The organism is Acidovorax sp. DMC1, assembly GCF_056314325.1.
The window spans coordinates 426,000-443,990 of record NZ_JBQUYO010000001.1 but is presented as its reverse complement, the minus strand read 5'-3'; the positions used below and the strand labels follow the sequence as shown (position 1 = coordinate 443,990).

13 protein-coding genes and 1 pseudogene are annotated in these 17,991 nt (G+C 68.2%); 5 read left to right on the top strand and 9 right to left on the bottom strand.

What is annotated here, in order from left to right; genetic code table 11:
• Positions 1–22: 22 nt before the first annotated feature.
• The gene (locus ACT531_RS02045) at positions 23–772 is read right to left on the bottom strand and encodes a TetR/AcrR family transcriptional regulator (RefSeq protein ID WP_110961674.1); all 750 of its coding nucleotides are present in this window, start codon (positions 770–772) and stop codon (positions 23–25) included.
• Between the two features lie 134 nt (positions 773–906).
• Here ACT531_RS02045 and ACT531_RS02040 point away from each other — a divergent pair, with 134 nt between their 5' ends.
• Both ACT531_RS02040 and ACT531_RS02035 read left to right on the top strand, forming a co-directional pair.
• Complete coding sequence (locus tag ACT531_RS02040) at positions 907–2,517, top strand: AMP-binding protein (protein WP_476016318.1); 1,611 nt, start codon at positions 907–909, stop codon at positions 2,515–2,517.
• A 68-nt stretch (positions 2,518–2,585) separates the two neighbouring features.
• Entirely contained in the window at positions 2,586–5,873 is a 3,288-nt protein-coding gene (locus ACT531_RS02035; protein ID WP_476016317.1) for an acetyl-CoA carboxylase family protein, read from the top strand.
• Positions 5,874–5,892: 19 nt separating this feature from the next.
• On the opposite strand, the gene ACT531_RS02030 is transcribed toward ACT531_RS02035, so the two are convergent.
• Positions 5,893–6,504, bottom strand: a complete 612-nt coding sequence (locus ACT531_RS02030; RefSeq protein ID WP_476016316.1) for a LysE family translocator — start codon at positions 6,502–6,504, stop codon at positions 5,893–5,895.
• Between the two features lie 99 nt (positions 6,505–6,603).
• A complete protein-coding gene (locus tag ACT531_RS02025; protein WP_476016315.1) occupies positions 6,604–7,413 on the bottom strand; it encodes a helix-turn-helix transcriptional regulator in 810 nt (269 codons plus the stop codon).
• An 88-nt stretch (positions 7,414–7,501) separates the two neighbouring features.
• Between ACT531_RS02025 and ACT531_RS02020 the strand changes: the two genes are divergently transcribed.
• Both ACT531_RS02020 and ACT531_RS02015 read left to right on the top strand, forming a co-directional pair.
• On the top strand, positions 7,502–8,641 hold the full coding sequence (locus ACT531_RS02020; protein WP_476016314.1) for an aminotransferase class V-fold PLP-dependent enzyme: 1,140 nt from the start codon (positions 7,502–7,504) through the stop codon (positions 8,639–8,641).
• A gap of 33 nt (positions 8,642–8,674) precedes the next feature.
• The gene (locus ACT531_RS02015) at positions 8,675–9,970 is read left to right on the top strand and encodes a DUF445 domain-containing protein (RefSeq protein WP_476016313.1); all 1,296 of its coding nucleotides are present in this window, start codon (positions 8,675–8,677) and stop codon (positions 9,968–9,970) included.
• Positions 9,971–10,030: 60 nt separating this feature from the next.
• Here the strand turns inward: ACT531_RS02015 and ACT531_RS02010 are convergent, their stop codons facing one another.
• From ACT531_RS02010 to purU, 5 genes are all read right to left on the bottom strand, one after another.
• Positions 10,031–10,756, bottom strand: coding sequence for an LrgB family protein (locus ACT531_RS02010; protein WP_476016312.1), 726 nt, complete (start codon positions 10,754–10,756; stop codon positions 10,031–10,033).
• Positions 10,740–11,099: a CidA/LrgA family protein gene (locus ACT531_RS02005; RefSeq protein ID WP_476016311.1), complete on the bottom strand. Its 360-nt coding sequence runs from the start codon at positions 11,097–11,099 to the stop codon at positions 10,740–10,742. Before ACT531_RS02005 ends, ACT531_RS02010 begins: the two co-directional genes overlap by 17 nt.
• A gap of 5 nt (positions 11,100–11,104) precedes the next feature.
• Positions 11,105–12,604, bottom strand: a complete 1,500-nt coding sequence (locus ACT531_RS02000; protein ID WP_476016310.1) for an FAD-linked oxidase C-terminal domain-containing protein — start codon at positions 12,602–12,604, stop codon at positions 11,105–11,107.
• Between the two features lie 270 nt (positions 12,605–12,874).
• Positions 12,875–13,780, bottom strand: coding sequence for a LysR substrate-binding domain-containing protein (locus tag ACT531_RS01995; protein ID WP_060984772.1), 906 nt, complete (start codon positions 13,778–13,780; stop codon positions 12,875–12,877).
• A gap of 13 nt (positions 13,781–13,793) precedes the next feature.
• The gene (gene purU, locus ACT531_RS01990; RefSeq protein WP_015012272.1) at positions 13,794–14,642 is read right to left on the bottom strand and encodes a formyltetrahydrofolate deformylase; all 849 of its coding nucleotides are present in this window, start codon (positions 14,640–14,642) and stop codon (positions 13,794–13,796) included.
• A gap of 72 nt (positions 14,643–14,714) precedes the next feature.
• Between purU and ACT531_RS01985 the strand changes: the two genes are divergently transcribed.
• Positions 14,715–17,036, top strand: coding sequence for a putative bifunctional diguanylate cyclase/phosphodiesterase (locus ACT531_RS01985; RefSeq protein ID WP_476016309.1), 2,322 nt, complete (start codon positions 14,715–14,717; stop codon positions 17,034–17,036).
• A 5-nt stretch (positions 17,037–17,041) separates the two neighbouring features.
• Here ACT531_RS01985 and ACT531_RS01980 read toward each other — a convergent pair.
• Positions 17,042–17,981 (bottom strand): annotated as a pseudogene (locus tag ACT531_RS01980) (ChaN family lipoprotein).
• Positions 17,982–17,991 lie beyond the last annotated feature (10 nt).

The following is a 17,991-nucleotide window of genomic DNA, read 5'->3' as shown; positions in this document are numbered from 1 at the left end:
CGCGCCGTCTCGCGGCGTGGGGTTAACCGCTGGCGGCAGGCTTGCGGCGCGCGCTGGCACGGCCCGCCGCCTTGGGCGCGACGGGCTGGTCCGCTGCTTCGCCCTGAGCACGCAGGCCCAGCACACGCCAGGCCAGTTGAGACAGTTCGCGCACCACCTCGGCAGGCGACAGGCGCCCGTCGGGCCGGTACCAGTGGTAGAGAAAACCCGGCAGGCTGCAGGCGGCCAGGGCCGTGAGGCGGGTCTCCTTGAAGTCCAGCGTGCCCTCGCGGCGGGCCTCTTCCATCAGCGCGCACATGCGGTCATAGAAGTGGCTGGCCAGCTTCTTCTGCATGGCCAGGTATTCCGGGCGGAAGACCTGCGGTTCGCGATACGGAAAGAACGCGGCCGGGTGGTGCTCGATGGTGGCGCGGATCAGCCGCTCCATGCCCTCGGCGACCTTGGTGTGCGCGGGGCGCAGGTCGTCCTCGGGGAAGTCCATGGCCGTGAAGCAGGCCACGGACGGGCGCCAGCACAGCGTCTCGAAGATCTCCTGCTTGTTGTGGAAGTAGTAGTAGACGTAGGGCTTGGTCACACCCAGCTGCTGAACGATCTGCTCCATCGTCGTGTTGGCGTAGCCCTGCCGGTCGAACAGCGCCTCGGCCGCCTGGAGGATGCGCTCACGCTTCTCGTCCGTGCTGAGCGTGCTGGCCTTCTGGCGGCCGCGCGCCTTCACGGGCAGCACGCCCAGTGTGGCGGGCGGAGTGGTCGGTGTCGCTTTGGTTATACCCATGGGTAGCATTGTTCTACCAAGCGGTATATATTGACAAGACGCTGGCAGGTGAGGGCACCTATCGCAAACCCTTAGAACGGGTTCTGACGCCCCCGGGAACCAGCGATTCCAGACACCTTGGAGACAACAACGCCATGCCTGCCACCGCAACGCCCCTGCCGCTGCACGAACACCTGCGCCGCCACGCGCGCGAAACGCCCGACCGCATCGCCTACCTCTGGTACGGCCAGCCCCTCACCTGGGCACAGCTCGACACAGCCAGCGATGCCTTCGCCGCGCGCCTGCAGGCGCTGGGAGTGCAGAAGGGCGAACCCGTGGCCCTGTTCATGAACAACTGCCCCCAGTACGTGATGGCGCACTACGGCATCCAGAAGATCGGCGCCATCGTCTGCCCCTGCGGGCCGCTGAACAAAGAGCACGAGCTGGAATACCAGCTCACCGACCTGCAGGCGCGGGTGATCGTCGCGGCCGATGTGCTGCTGCCTGTGGTGAACAAGGTGCGCGCCAAGACGGCGCTGCAGCATGTGTTTGTGGTGCGCTATGCCGAGCTGCTGCCGGAGGGCGCATCCAGCATTGATGTGCCCGCCGAGCTGCTGAACATGCGTACCGCCATGGGCCCGGTGCCTGCGGGCTGCGAAGACTTCCTGGCCGCCACCCGCACCGGCGCGCGGCCTGCGCCCGTGGCGCTGGCGATGGACGACGTCTCGCTGATGACCTACACCTCGGGCACCACCGGCCTGCCCAAGGGCGCGATGCTGAGCTACGGCAACGCCACCTTCAAGACCGCAGCGTCGGCCGACTGCAACGGCATGACGCCGCACGAAACGCTGCTGGCCGTGGCGCCGCTGTACCACATCGCGGGCATGGTGATGGGCGTGAACCTGCCCGTGTATACAGGCGCCACGGCCGTGCTGCTGTACCGTTTTGACCCGCTGGGCGTGGCCCAGGCGCTGGAGCGCCACCGCGTGACCTGGTGGTACAGCATCGCGCCCATGAATGGCGCGCTCATGCAGGTGCCCGGCGCACGCGAGATGGACTGGAGCGCGCTGCGCCGCAACCCAGTCACCAGCTTCGGCATCACCTTCACCGAGGCGCTGGCCCGGCAGTGGCAGCAGTTCGCGCCCAACTGCATCTCGCACGAGGCGGCCTATGGCCTGTCCGAAACCCACACGGTGGACACCGCCATGCCGGTGGACGCGATCCGCTGGGGCACGCAGGGCAAGCCCGTACCGGGCAACACGATCCGCATCGTGGACCCCGACACCGGCGCGCCGCTGACTGCCGGCGAGGTGGGCGAGATCACCATCCACGGCCCCGGCAACTTCAAGGGCTACTGGAACAAGCCCGAGGCCACGGCCAAGACGCTGCGGGACGGCTGGGTCTACACCGGCGACATGGGGCAAATCGACGCGGACGGCTACCTCACCTTCATCGGCCGCTTCAAGGAAATGATCAAGGTCTCGGGCTACAGCGTGTTCCCCGAAGAGGTCGAGACCTTGCTCATCAAACACCCTGCCGTGGCCCAGGCCGCCGTGATTGGCGTGCCCGATGCGGAAAAGGGCGAGGTGGTGTGTGCCTTCATCGTCAAGAAGCCCGGCCAGGACGTGGATGCCGCCGCCCTGGTGGCCTGGTGCCGCGAGAACATGGCGCCCTACAAGGCCCCGCGCGAGGTGCGCTTCATCGACGCGCTGCCCGCCACGGGCGCGGGCAAGGTGTTGCGCCGCCTGCTGCGTGATATTGATTGAATAACAAATTGACCGCTGGCGCTGGTTGAATATGCGCTGGTAGCTATAAAAAATAGAGCAACTGCCCCATGCCATCTTCTGTTCTGTTCACCAAAGTGCTGGTTGCCAACCGGGGCGAAATCGCACTGCGCACCGTACGCGCACTGCACGACCTCGGCATTGCCAGCGTGGCCGTGTATGCCGACGACGACGCCGCCAGCTCCCATGTGCAGGCGGCCAGTGCGGCCGTGGCGCTGGGTGCCACCGGCCCGGCCGCCTACCTGGACGGCGCGCGCCTCATCGCCATCGCCCAGGCGCAGGGCTGCGATGCCGTGCACCCGGGCTACGGCTTTTTGAGCGAGCGGGCCGACTTCGCCCGTGCCTGCGACGAAGCGGGGCTGCGCTTCATCGGGCCCACGCCTGCGCAACTGGCGCTGTTCGGCGACAAGGCGCAGGCCCGCGCACTGGCGCGGCAGCAGGGCGTGCCGCTGATGCCCGGCACGCAGGCGGCCGTGTCGCTGGAAGAGGCCCAGGCCTTCTTCGCCCAGCACGCCCATGCCGGCATCGTGATCAAGGCCATCGGGGGCGGTGGCGGGCGCGGCATGCGCGCGGTGGCCTCAGCCGATGACTTGCCCGCTGCCTACGCGCGCTGCCGTAGCGAGGCGCAGGCCGCGTTTGGTGTGGACGGCGTGTACGTCGAGCGCCTGATGAGCAACGCCCGCCACATCGAAGTGCAGGTGCTGGGCGACGGGCGCGAGGTGATCGCCCTGGGCGAGCGCGAATGCACACTGCAGCGGCGCTTTCAGAAAGTGGTGGAGATCGCGCCCAGCCCCTCGCTGCCGGGCGCATTGCGTGAGCGCATCACCACGGCTGCGCTGTCCATGGCGCGCGCCGTGGACTACCAGGGCCTGGGCACCTTCGAGTTTCTGGTGGACCTGGTCAGCGCCGACCTGCCCTTTGTGTTCATCGAATGCAACCCGCGCCTGCAGGTGGAACACACCATCACCGAAGAAGTCACTGGCGTGGACCTGGTGCAGGCGCAGATTGCGCTGGCGGCGGACCGCAGGCTGCGGGACATCGGTCTCGACCCTGCCGCACCGCCCACCGTGTCGGGCTTTGCGGTTCAGTGGCGCATCAACGCCGAAACGCTGGACGCGCAAGGCGACGCCACCCCTGGCAGTGGCACGCTGCGCCGTTTTGACCTGCCCGCAGGCCCTGGCGTGCGCGTGGACACGCATGGCGCAGCGGGTGCCACGCCATCGCCGCACTACGACACGCTGCTGGCCAAGCTCATCGTGCACACGCGCAGCCCGCGTTTTGCCGACGCGCTGCGCCGCTCGCAGCGCGCCCTGGCCGAGTGCCGCATCGAGGGCGTGGCCACCAACCTGGCGCTGCTGCAGGCGCTGGCTGCGCGGCAAGAAATGGAGAGCCAACAGGTGCACACGCGCTGGCTGGAGTCGGTACTGCCAGAGCTTCTGGCTGCTACCAAAAATATAGCTAATAAGGCTTATTCGACTGGCGCTACAGAGCAAAAAGACCCGCAGATCGCCTCTGACGCACCCGAAGGCGCCGTGCTGGCCCCCATGCCCGCCCGCCTGGTGCAGCTGAGCGTGGCCGAGGGCGATGTGGTCGCCGCAGGCGCCGAGCTGGCTGTGCTCGAAGCCATGAAGATGGAGCATGTGTTGCTGGCGCCCCATGCGGGCCGCGTGGGCGCACTGTTGGCTGTGGCTGGCGGCTACGTCGTGCAGGGCCAGCCACTGCTGGTGCTGGAGGCCGTGGACGATGCGGCCGATGTGGGCGTGCAGGGCAGCGCTGCACACGACCCCGACCACATCCGCGCCGACCTGCAACGTGTCATCGACCGCCACGCCTTCACGCTCGACGCCGCACGGCCCGAAGCCATCGCCAAGCGCCACGCGCAAGGCGGCCGCACCGCGCGCGAGAACATTGCCGACCTGTGCGACGACGGCAGCTTCATCGAATACGGCGCCCTGGCCATCGCCGCGCAGGCGCGCCGCCGCAGCAGGGAAGACCTGATTGCCAACACGCCCGCCGACGGCATGGTCACGGGCATTGGCGGCATCAACGGCGCACTGTTTGGCGACGAGAAATCCCGCGCCGTGGTCATGTCCTACGACGCCACCGTGCTCGCCGGCACCCAGGGCGCTCGCAACCACGCCAAAACCGACCGCATGCTCGGCATCGCCCTGGCGCAGAAGCTGCCGGTGGTGCTGTTCGCCGAGGGCGGCGGCGGCCGGCCGGGCGACACCGACATGCCCATCGTGGCGGGGCTGCATGTGCACACCTTCGCCAGCTACGCCGCGCTGTCGGGCCAGTTGCCGGTCATCGGCATCGCTGCGGGGCGCTGTTTTGCGGGCAATGCGGCGCTGCTGGGCTGCAGCGACGTGATCATCGCCACACGCGCCAGCAACATCGGCATGGGCGGCCCGGCCATGATCGAAGGTGGCGGCCTGGGCGTTTTCAAGCCCGAGCAGATCGGCCCCAGCCGCGTGCAGCATGCCAATGGCGTGATCGACGTGCTGGTGGAGAACGAGGCCGAGGCCGTGGCTGCAGCGCGCCACTACCTGTCGTTCTTCCAGGGCCGCACATCGCAGTGGTCTGCGCCCGACCAGCGCCTGCTGCGCGCCGTGGTGCCCGAGAATCGGCTGCGCGTGTACGACACCCGCACGGCAATGGCCGGCTTGGTGGACGAGGGCAGCTTGCTGCTGTTGCGCACCGGCTTTGGCGCGGGCATCCACACCGCGCTGGCACGCATCGAAGGCCGCCCTGTGGGCCTGCTGGCTAACAACCCGCAACACCTGGGCGGTGCCATCGATGCCGATGCGGCGGACAAGGGCGCGCGCTTCATGCAGCTGTGCAACGCGCATGGCCTGCCCATCGTGAGCCTGGTGGATACGCCCGGCTTCATGGTTGGCCCCGAGGTCGAAGCCACGGCCCAGGTGCGCCATGTGAGCCGTCTGTTCGTCACCGCCGCCAGCCTGCGCGTGCCTACCTTCAGCGTGGTGCTGCGCAAGGGCTACGGCCTGGGCGCCATGGGCATGACGGCCGGGGGCTTCCACGCGCCTGTGTTCACTGTCGCCTGGCCCACGGGCGAGTTCGGTGCCATGGGGCTCGAAGGCGCCGTGCGCCTGGGCTTTCGCAAGGAGCTGGAGGCATTGCCCGAGGGCGTGGAGCGCGACGCGCTGTTTGCCAAGCTGCTCGCCAAGTCCTACGCCAACGGCGAGGCCATGCACATGGCGGCCACGCTGGAGATCGACGCGGTGATCGACCCGGCCGACACGCGTGCCTGGCTGGCGCGCGGGCTGACGTCGGCCCAGGTGGCGCCGCTGGGGCACCGGTTCGTCGACACCTGGTGAGCAGGGGAGGGTCGCCTGGCTAGCGCTGCATCAGCGCCAGCTTTCCCCCAAGCGCCACAAACGCTGCGGCAAAGCCGCGCCTCAGCCACACCAGCACGATCGGGCGCTGCAGCACCTGGTCGCGAAACCGCGCGGCAAAGACGCCGTAGCCCAGGAACACCACCAGCGTCATGGCCATGAACACCAGTGACAGCTGCGCCATGCGCTCTGCCGGCTGCGCCTCGCCCGGTGCGATGAACTGCGGCAGAAACGTGAGGAAGAACAGCGACAGCTTGGGGTTGAGCAGGTTGACGAGCATCGCCTCGGCGATGCGTCCCCCGGTGGAGCGCGCGGGCGCGTCGGCGCGCACCTCCAGCGCGGCAGGGGAGCGCCAGGTGGCCCAGCCCATGTACAGCAGGTAGGCCACCCCCGCGTAGCGCAGGATGTCGAAGGCGGTGGCGCTGGCATGGAGCAGCGCGGCCAGGCCGGTGACTGCGGCCAGCAGGTGCGGCACGATGCCCAGCGTGCACCCCAGGGCCGTGACGGCCGCAGCCCGCGCGCCGCCCGACAGCCCGGCCGCCACGGTCAGCAGGGCGCCCGGACCGGGCGAGATGACGACGACGAGGGAAGTGATGAGGAATTCGATGCCCATGGCGCTTTGAAGCCGCACAGCGGCGGCATGCTGTGGAGTGGAGAAGTCCGCAGCATCGCCGCACGCGCGGGCCCGCGTCTTGAACAAAATTGCAGCGCCTCAGCGGTGGGCGCGCAGGTAGGCGTGGGGCGTGGTGCCGAAGCTGCGCGCGAACAGGCGCGTGAGGTGGCTCTGGTCGGCAAAGCCGCTGGCGGCGGCCACCTCGGCCAGGGGCGTGCCGGCGCGCATGAGCCGCCGCGCGTGGTGCAACCGGCGCTGCACCAGGTAGGCGTGCGGCGTGAGTCCCGTGGCCTGTGCGAACTGCCGCACCAGCTGGTAGCGGCTCAGCCCGGCCTCGCGGGCCAGATCGGCAAGGCTCCATGCCATGGTCGGGTCGTCGTCCACCATGGCGCGGGCGTTGGCAACAGACGCGGCGATGTGCCTGCCGTTGCCCGCCGGGCGCAGCAGGCCCGCCAGGATCTGGAGCAGGCATTCCTCGACCTGCAGCGGCGCGCCCGCGTGGCGGGGGTGCCGTGTGGCGGCGGCAAACAACGCACGGACCTGCGCAGCAAGCCGCGCATCGCGCAGGTTGGGCGCGTGGAATTCGAAGCCTGCGCCGGGCGTGCTGGGGCGCACCTCAGCCGCCAGACCGGCGACTAGGGCGGGCTCCAGGTACAGCATGCGCCAGGCGCGGCCGCCGTCGCCCAGGGGCTTGCCGTCGTGGACCTCGCCAGGGTTGACCGTGATGGTGTCGCCGGATAGTGACTCCACCGTGCCCCGGCCGCTGAACGATTTCTGCGCCCCCCGGTCGATCACGCCCAGGCCAAACTGCAGGTGCATGTGCCTGCCGAAGGCGAAGTGCGAGTCCGCCTGCATCGCGTCGATGCCAGGCAGTGCGGTGGGCAGAAACTGGAAGGGTTTTGGCGGCATGGCGCAGCGACCAATGGAGGTGCGGGGCCATGATAAGCTGGTCCGATCGCCTTGTTTCTTCCCCCAGTTTCACACGCGGAGACCCACCATGCCCGGCCTTTTGCCCGATATCGACCCCGATGGTCTGCTCGAATTTTCGGTGGTCTACACCGACCGCGCGCTCAACCACATGTCCAAGCGCTTTACCGGCGTGATGCAGGACATTCTGGGCACGCTCAAAGAGGTCTACCACGCCCACACCGCCGTGCTGGTGCCCGGCAGCGGCACCTTCGGCATGGAGGCTGTAGCGCGCCAGTTTGCCAACAAGGAAAAGGTGCTCATCGTGCGCAACGGCTGGTTCAGCTACCGCTGGACGCAGATTTTTGACGCCGACAAGGGCCTGGGCGGCGGCTCGGTGGTGTGCAAGGCTCGCCAGCAGGGCAGCGGCCCGCAGGCCCCCTGGGCGCCCTGCCCGGCGGAAGAGGTCGCAGCCACCATCCGCGCCGAAAAGCCCAAGGTGGTGTTCGCCCCGCATGTGGAAACGGCCAGCGGCATCATCCTCTCTGACGACTACCTCCGCACGCTGACAGCCGCTGCCCACGAGGTGGGCGCGCTGTTTGTGCTGGACTGCGTAGCTTCGGGCGCCATGTGGGTGGACATGCAGGCCACAGGAGTAGATGTGCTCATCAGTGCCCCGCAAAAGGGCTGGAGCGGCTCGCCCTGCTGCGCAATGGTGATGCTGAGCGAACGCGCACGCCAGACCATTGAGGGCACGACGAGCAGCAGCTTCTCGTGCGACCTCAAGAAGTGGATGCAGATCGCCGAGGGCTACGAAAAGGGCCAGCACGCGTACCACACCACCATGCCCACGGATGCGCTGGTGCGCCTGCGCGACGTGATGGCAGAGACCCGCGCCTATGGCTTTGCCAAGGTGCGCGAAGAGCAGATCGAACTGGGCGCCAAGGTGCGCGCGCTGCTGGAGTCGCGTGGCTTCCCCAGCGTGGCCGCGGATGGCTTCAAGGCGCCCGGCGTGGTCGTGAGCTACACCACCGACCCCGGCATCCAGAACGGCAAGAAGTTCCTCGAAGTCGGTTTGCAGACCGCTGCGGGTGTGCCGCTGCAGTGTGATGAAGGGCCGGACTTCAAGACCTTCCGCATCGGCCTGTTTGGCCTGGAGAAGTGGCACAACGTGGACCGCACAGTGGGCCATTTGTCGAAGGCGCTGGACCAGATTGCGGCGGCTGCCTGACGGGGTGCACGCAAGGGCCGTGGGCTTGCCCGGATGACGCCAAAGGCTGACAGCGCAACCCTCGCCCTGCGCCGTGCCAAACGGCAGGCGCTGGGCCTGCTGTTGCTGGTCACGGCCGTGTTCATTGCCACCAGCGTGGCCGAGCGCGGCCCGTGGCTCAACGCCGTGAAAGCCATGGCTGAGGCCGCCATGGTGGGCGCGTTGGCCGACTGGTTTGCGGTGGTGGCGCTGTTTCGCCGACCGCTCGGCCTGCCCATTCCGCACACGGCGGTCATCGCGCGCAACCAGGCGCGCATCGGCCGCAACCTCGCCACCTTTGTGCGCGACAAGTTTCTGGATGTGCCCTCGCTCGTGTCGCTGATCCGCAGGCACGACCCGGCCGAGCGGCTGGCGCACTGGCTCACGGCGCCCGGCAACGCCGCCCTGCTGGGGCACCAGGCTACGCGCCTGGCATCGGCCGCGCTGGAGACGGTGCAGGACGCGCAGGTGGAGCGTTTCATCCAGAAGGCCGCGCGCGCTTTGATCGGACAGGTGGACATGTCGCGTGCTCTGGCGGCGGTGCTCGACACCCTGACGCACAAAGGTCGCCACCAGGCGCTGCTGGACGACGTGCTGGCCAAGCTCATCGAGCTGCTGCAGAACGAGCAGACCCGCACCTGGGTCGCACAGTCCATCGTGGCCTGGCTCAAGAAGGACCACCCGCGCACCGAGAAATTGCTGCCCAGCGACTGGCTGGGCGACAAGGGCTCGGCGCTGCTGGCCCGCGCTCTGGAGAGCCTGATGGCCGATGTGGCCGCCAACCCGCAGCATGCCTTGCGCGCGCAGTTTGATACCGCTGTGCAGCGCTTTATCGAGCGCCTGCGCAGTGACCCGGAATGGGCGCGCAAGGGCGAGGAGATCCGCACCTGGCTGCAGACTGATGCCACCGTGGGTGGCTATGTGCAGACCTTGTGGCTGGATCTGCGCGGCGCGTTGCAGCGCGATCTGGCCGATGCTGACTCCGTGCTGGCGCGGCAGGTGGGCAAGCTGGGCTTGTGGTTGGGCGAGTCGCTGGCAGGGGATGCCGCGCTCAGGCAGTCGTTCAATGACCGGCTGGAGCGCTGGGTGGAGGGGCTGGCGCCGGATGTGTCGGCGTTCATTGCGCAGCACATCGAGGACACGGTGCGGCGGTGGGATGCGGAGGAGATGACGCAGCTGATAGAGCTCAACATCGGCAAGGACCTGCAGTACATCCGCATCAATGGCACGGTGGTGGGCGGGCTCATCGGGCTGCTGCTGTTCGGCGTGTCGCATGTGGGAGCCATGGGGCGGGCTTTGTGGGGTGGGTGAGGGCCGCTGAGCGCTGCGCTGCGTAGCGCGGGACGAGAGGCGATGCCCCCGCCACACCCCTCACAACAACCGGAACACCAACGGCATCAGCACCGCCGCCAGCACCACCTGCAACCCCAGCGCCAGCCCTGCATACGCTCCGGCCTCGGCATGCACCTGCAGCGCATGTGCCGCCCCAATGCCGTGCGACGCAGTGCCCAGTGCAAAGCCTCGCAGCGCCATGCCTTGTGCGTCGGTGGGCAGGCGCATCAAGCCAAACAGCCAGCGTGCCGACAGCGCTCCCACCATGCCCGTCAGTGCCGCGAACACGGCGGCCAGGGCGGGCACGCCGCCAATCTGCGCGGCAATGCCCATCGCGACCGGGGCGGTGACAGATTTGGGGGCCAGCGACATCAGCACATCACCGGGCAGGCCCAGCACCCAGCCCAGGCCCACAGCACTGGCGGCCGCTGCGCTGCCACCCGCCAGCGAGGCCAGCACCAGCCGGCCCCAACGTGAGCGCAGGGCCGCACGGCGCTGCCACAGGGGCCAGCCCAGTGCCACCACCGCAGGGCCCAGCAGGAAGTGGATGAACTGCGCACCCGCAAAGTACGTGGGGTAGGCCGTGCCCGTGGCCAGCATCACACTGGCCAGAATGGCCACCGACACCATCACCGGATTGGCCCAGGGTGCGTGCCCGGAGCGCACCGACAGTGCCTGCGCCAGCACATACACCGCCAGCGTGGCCGTCAGCCCGAACAGCGGGGCCGAGGCCAGGTACACCCACAGCTCAACGAAGTTCGCCATGGTTCTCCTTGGGCTGTAGAAGACGCAACACCTGCGCCGTCACCGCCATGCCCATCCAGGTGGACAGTACGATCACCGCCACCAACTGCAGGCCATAGCTGCTCAGCAACGCCAGGTGGGTCATCACCCCCACGCCCACTGGCACAAACAGCAGCGAAAGGTGCTGGAGCAAGAAGCCCGCCGCTGGGGCCACGGCATCCTGCACCGGCTGCCAGCGCAGCGCGAGCAAGAGCAGCACCATGCCGACGACCGGCCCAGGCACCGGGAGCTTTAAAAAGTGGGACATTGCCTCGCCCCCTGACTGCATGAGCAGAAGAAAAGCCAGTCCTTGCAGCGCCTTCATGGCGGTCAGAAACGCGGCAGGTCGGGGTGCTTGATCTGCCCCCCGCGCACCAGCATCTTCCCGTACTCCGCACACCGGTTCAGCGTCGGAATCACCTTGCCGGGGTTCAACAACCCCGCCGGATCAAACGCGTGCTTGAGCCCGAACATCTGCGCGTTTTCTGCCGCAGAAAACTGCACGCACATGCTGTTGAGCTTCTCCACGCCCACGCCATGTTCGCCCGTCACCGTGCCGCCCATGGCGACGCTGGTCTCCAGGATGTCGGCGCCAAACAGCTCGCAGCGGTGCAGCTGGTCGGCATCGTTCGCATCGAACAGGATCAGCGGGTGCAGGTTGCCGTCGCCCGCGTGGAACACGTTGGCGCAGCGCAGCTTGTATTTCTTTTCCATCTCCTGGATGGCGAGCAGGATGTCGGCCAGGCGCTTGCGCGGGATGGTCGAGTCCATGCACATGTAGTCGGGGCTGATGCGGCCGCTGGCGGGGAAGGCGTTCTTGCGGCCGCTCCAGAAGCGCAGGCGCTCGGCCTCGTCGCGGCTCACGCTGATGGCGGTGGCGCCTGCGGCGCGCAATACCTCGCTCATGCGGCCGATTTCTTCTTCCACCTCTTCGGGCGTGCCGTCGCTTTCGCACAGCAGGATGGCTTCGGCGGTGAGGTCGTAGCCTGCGTGCACAAAGTCTTCGACGGCGGCGGTCATGGGCTTGTCCATCATCTCCAGGCCGGCAGGGATGATGCCGGCGGCGATGACGGCGGCCACCGCGTCGCCCGCTTTGCGCACGTCGTCAAAGCTGGCCATGATGCAGCGCGCCAGCTGAGGCTTGGGGATGAGCTTGACGGTCACTTCGGTGGTCACGGCCAGCATGCCCTCGCTGCCGATGACAGCGGCCAGCAGGTCATAGCCGGGGACGTCCAGCGCCTCGCTGCCGAACTCGACGGGCTCGCCTTCCACCGTGAAGCCTTTCACCTTGAGCACGTTGTGCACCGTCAGCCCGTATTTCAGGCAGTGCACGCCGCCCGAGTTCTCGGCCACGTTGCCGCCGATGGTGCAGGCGATCTGGCTGCTGGGGTCGGGGGCGTAGTAGAGGTTGTAGGGCGCCGCCGCCTCGCTGATGGCCAGGTTGCGCACGCCACACTGCACTACGGCCGTGCGGCTTTCGGGGTTGACGTCGAGGATGCGGTTGAACTTGGCCAGTGACAGCGTCACGCCCAAGGCGTGCGGCATGGCGCCGCCCGACAGTCCCGTGCCCGCACCGCGCGCCACCACGGGCACCTGCAGTCGGTGGCACACCTGCAGCACGGCCTGCACCTCGTCGTAGGTCTCGGGCAGGCACACCACCAGCGGGCGCTGGCGGTAGGCGGTGAGGCCGTCGCATTCGTAGGGCGTGGTGTCCTCGTTGTGCCAGAGCAGTGCGTGGGCGGGCAGCACGCGGCCCAGGGCCTGGACAACCTCGGCCTGGCGCGCGACGCGTTCGGACAGGGCTACGGTGGGGTCGGCGGCAGTGTTCATGGCTGTCACTGTAGGGGATGGCTGGGTGCCTGGGCTTGAGCTTTTCTGCAGGGGATTGTGAAAAACACCTGAATGCTCATCAATTGATAGCTGCTAGCGCTTTTGGGAAAAGCGCTAGAGGCAAATTTTGTCTGAATCTGGTGGAGGAGGGCGGGGCTCGGGCGAGGGCAGCCGAGCAAGGGCCGCCCCGCAGCGAGGGCTGCGTCCCCCTTCCCGGCGCAGCCGAGAGAAGGGGGAAGGCGCCAAAGGCGACTCAGGGGGATGCCTCTGCTACGCCATCGTTTTGCGCAGCCACTCGGCAAAGGCCGCGCATTCCCACCGGTCCATGGTGCCGGTGCGCCAGCACAGGTAGTGGGCGTGGGGGCTGGCGGTGTCGGTGGCAAACAGGCGCACCAGCGTGCCGTTCTCCAGCCAGGGCGCGCCCAGCTTCAGGCGCACCAGCGCCACGCCCATGCCGGCAGCGGCGCCGTCGCACATCAGGCCGATGTCGTTGAACTGCGAGCCCTCGCTGGGCTCCGCCCAGTCGAGGCCCGTGGCGGCAAACCAGGTGCGCCAGGGCTCCAGCGGGCTGCGCAGCAGGGGCACGCCCTCCAGGTCCTCGGGGCGATCAAAGGGGCCGTGTTCGCGCACAAACGCGGGTGAGGCCAGGGGCGTGACCACGTCGCGGGCCAGCTCCACATGCTCCACATCGGCATAGTGGCCGGGGCCAAAGCGCACCATCAGGTCGGCGTCCTCGGCCACCACGTCCAGCAGCGGGATGGAGACCTGCAGCGCCAGGTCGATCTCGGGATACGCCTCGGTGAATTGCCGCAGGCGGGGGATGAGGATGGTGCGCGCAAACGTGGGTGTGACGGCCAGCTTGAGCCGCCGCCGCCCGGGCGCAGCCGCCTGGCCCGGAAAGCGCTGCAGTGCGCCCAGCCCCTCGCGCACATGGGCCAGGTAGGCGCTGCCCTCGGTGGTCAGCGAAAAATCGGCCCGCCCAAACAGCCGCACGCCCAGGATCTGCTCCAGTTGCTTGACGCGGTGGCTCACGGCGCTGGGCGTCACGCACAGCTCGTCGGCCGTCTGCGTCACGCTGCGCAGGCGGGCCAGGGCCTCGAACGTCAGCAGGCACTGGATGGGCGGAATGCGCCGTGCGGCGCTGCTGAGGAAAGAGGACGGAGCTGCCGTGGCCATGGGACGGAACGGTTTAGCGGAAGATCACCGTCTTGTGACCATTCAGGATCACGCGGTGCTCGCTGTGCCACTTCACGGCGCGGGCCAGCACCTGGCTTTCGGTGTCGCGGCCACGGGCGGTGAGGTCTTCCACCGTGTCAGTGTGGTCCGCGCGGGCCACGTCCTGCTCGATGATCGGGCCTTCGTCCAGGTCGGCCGTCACGTAGTGGGCCGTGGCGCCGATCAGCTTCACGCCCCGGTCATGCGCCTGGTAGTAAGGCTTGGCGCCCTTGAAGCTGGGCAGGAAGCTGTGGTGGATGTTGATCGCCCGACCGGCCAACTTTTGACATAGGTCAAGAGAAAGTATCTGCATGTAACGGGCCAATACCACCAACTCGGCCCCTTCGCCCTCGATAATCTCAAACTGTTTGGCTTCGGCCTGGGCTTTGGTGCTGCCGGTCACCGGTATATGGTGGAAGGGCACGTTGTAGCTGGCCGCCAGCTGGTAGAAGTCGCGGTGGTTGCTGATGATGGCGCGGATGTCGATGGGCAGCAGGCCACTCTTCCAGCGGAACAGCAGGTCGTTGAGGCAGTGGCCTTCCTTGCTGACCATGAGCACGGTTTTCATGGGGGCTGCCGTGGCGTGCAGGCTCCAGTGCATGTTGTAGGGCTCGGCAAAGCTGGCCAGGCGCGCTTTGAGGGTGGGGTGGTCGTGCTGGTCGCAGGCAAACTGCACCCGCATGAAGAACAGGCCCGTGGCGTGGTCGTTGTACTGCGCGGCTTCTTCGATGTTGCCGCCGTGCTCCAGCAAGAAGCCCGAGACGGCGTGCACCAGCCCCAGGCGGTCGGGGCAGGACAGGGTAAGGATGTAGGCGTTGGTCATAGCTGTGCAATTGTCGCAGCAAGGGCCAGGGACCGTGAAACAGTGGACTGAACAAGGAGCGCAAGAAGCGCAATGGGCAACGAGGGCTATGCCTCATCACTGGTCCCCTGGCGGGGCATGCTGCTGTACCTGGTGCTGGGGGTGGCCTGGGTGTTTGCGGGCGATGTGTTGCTGGCCCACTGGGTGACCGACCCGGCCCTGCTGACCCGTTTTCAGACCTGGAAGGGCTGGGGCTATGTGGCGCTGACCAGCGGTCTGGCCTGGTGGCTGCTGCGGCGCATGCGCCGCGCCGAAAAGGTGCGCATGGCCATGGCGCAGGAGCTGACGCAGATCGTGCGCCATGCGCCCGCCGGTTTTGCGCGGGTGGCGCTGGATGGCAGATTCTTATGGGCCAACACCCGCCTGTGTGACCTGCTGGGCGCTGAGCCCGTGCAGACGCTGAGCCTCAATTTCCGCGATGTGATGATCGCCCAGGACCCCGACTGGGCCGCGTCGCAACTGGAGCGCCTGCTGGCCGGCGAGATCGACCACTACGTGGGCGAGCGCCACTGCCTGAGGCTGGACAACGGCCGCCGGGTGCCCGTGCTGTGCACCGTGACGCTGGCGCCCGAAGTGGGCGATGAGCCCGCGCACCTGGTGTGTGTGGTGCAGGACCTCGACGAGATCAAGGCCGCACGCGCTGCGCTGCAGCGCAGCGAGGCCCGCCAGCGCCTGGCCGCCACGGTGGTGGACAACACCATGGAGGGCGTGGTGGTGACCGATGCCCACAGCCGCATCCTGTCTGTCAACGCTGCGTTCACCCGGCTGCTGGGCTATACCGAAGAAGAGCTGCTGGGCAAGACCCCGCGCGTCTTCAAGTCCGGCCGCCACGACAAGGCCTTTTATGAGGCGATGTGGTCGTCCCTGACCGAGACCGGGTACTGGCAGGGCGAGATCTGGAACCGCCGCAAGAACGGCGAAATCTTTCCGGAGCACATGTCGCTGTCGGCCGTGCGCGACCCGGCGGGCGAGATCACGCACTACGTGTGCATGTTCACCGACATCTCCGAAGAAAAGGCCCAGCAGCGGCAGCTGGAATACCTGGCGCACAACGATCCGCTCACGGGCCTGTCCAACCGCACCTGGTTCGGGCACCAGTTGGAGCTGGCGGTGCGGGAGGCCCAGGGCAGCGGCGAGCACATTGCGGTGCTGCTGCTCAACCTGGACCGCTTCAAGGATGTGAATGACAGCTACGGGCATGCCACGGGCGATGAGGTGCTCAAGCACATTGCGCAGCGGGTGCAGTTCGCCTTGCGTCCGGGGGACGTGCTGGGGCGCATGGCGGGGGACGAGCTGGCCGTGGTCGCGCGCAACCTGCGCCACGCCGATGGCGCTGCGGCCGTGGCGCGCCACCTGATCAGCGCCGTGGCCGAGCCCTGGCGCTCACCCGACGGGCTGGAGGTGGTCGCCGGCGCCAGTGTGGGCATCTGCATGTTTCCCGAACATGCCCACACGGCCGAGTTGCTGCTGCAGGGCGCGCATGCTGCGGTCTATGGCGCCAAGGCGCGGGGGCGGGGGGCCTGGTGCTTCTTCCACGAGGCCATGACCCATGCCGCCCGCGAGCGGCTGGAGCTGGAATCGCGCCTGAGACTGGCCCTGACCCAGGGCCATCTGCAGATGTACTACCAGCCCCAGATCGACATCGCCACCGGGCGCATCCAGGGCGCCGAGGCGCTGGTGCGCTGGAACGACCCGCAGGAGGGACTGATCTCGCCCGCGCGCTTCATCCCGGTGGCGGAGACCTCGGGTGTGATCGGTCCGCTGGGCGAATGGGTGGTGCGCGAGGTTTGCCGTCAGGGCCAGCAGTGGCGCGATGCAGGCCTGCCCGAATTGACCCTGGCGCTGAATGTGTCGCCGCGCCAGTTCCACCTGACCGATTTGGCCGGTTGCACAGCGGCGGCGTTGCAGACCAGCGGCTTCCCGGCGGCGCTGCTGGAGCTGGAGATCACTGAAAGTGCGCTGGCCGAGCGTACCGAAGAGGCCCGCCAGGTGCTGGTGCGCCTGCGCGAGCTGGGGGTGCGCATCGCGGTGGACGACTTTGGCACCGGCTATTCGTCGCTCGCACAGCTCAAGCGGTTTCCCATCGATGTGCTCAAGATCGACCAGGGATTCATCCGCGACATCCCGCAGAGCGAGGACGACATGGCCATCAGCGCCGCCATCATCGCCATGGGGCACAGCATGGGCCTGTCGGTACTGGCCGAGGGGGTGGAGACCGAGGGCCAGCTGGCCTTCCTGCGGGAGCGGGGCTGCGACGCCTACCAGGGCTACCTGTGCAGCCGTCCTGTGCCTGCGGACGCGTTCGTGGCGTTGCTGCGGGCACAGGGCGAGCCCGCCGCTACCGTGCAGGGCTGACAGGCTCAGACCTTCTTGCCCGGCGGCGCAGGGCGCCATTGCTCGCGCAACTCGGCACACACATCGCGCGGGGGCAGCGCCGGGGTCTGGACCACAGCATCCGCCTCTGCACCTGATTTGATAGCTGCGGGCGCATGTTCCGCCTGCGCTACCACCACTTTTGACACCAAACTGGCCGGCCAATGTGTGGGCACGCCCAGGTGGCGCAGCACATGGCCGCCACCGGCCACCAGCAGCACCGTCTGGCCCGATCGCAACGCCTCCTGGGCCGTCTGGGCCATGCTGGCCTCGCGGGCGATCTGGATGCGGGCCATGGGCGCGATTTGCGACTCGGGCAGCAGGCCACAGTGGCCGTCCCGCATGGCCTGCTGCTGCTCGGCCAGCGCCGGGGCGGGCAGGTGCTGGTCGAGGGAGGCGTCGGCCATGGCGGCGCGCATGCGCGTGCGGGGCAGGTTGCCGCCCAGCACCGGCACCCCTGCGCTCACGGCCGCCATGACCACCGGACCATAGGCCTTCCAGGGCCAGGCCGCGTCGTCCCACTGCAGGGCGGCCCGCGCCTGGGCCTCGCTGGCATCGCGGGGCAAGCCCTGGGTGTTGCGCCCGCGCTCGGCCATTTCCATCACCAGGGCTGCCTAGCTGGCCCCGGCTGGCGAGCCAGGCCACCGTCTCGCGCTGCAGGCGCTGGTGGTCCGGCGCGTCATGCTGCTCGCCCAATAGCAGCACGTCGGCGGGCAGCCATTGCTGCAGGCGCTCCGGCCAGGCTGCAGCGGGCACCACAGCGACAGACTGTGTGGACGGGGACGGCGTGGCCTTGAGGGCTGGGCCCGCGCAGCCTGCCAGGGTGGCCAGGCAGGCCACGGTCAGGATTGCAGAGACAGGGCGCCAGAGGGGCGCACGGCGGGTGCGGTGGGCAGACTGGAGAACAGGGCGGCTGGGCGTATGCATCCGGCCATGC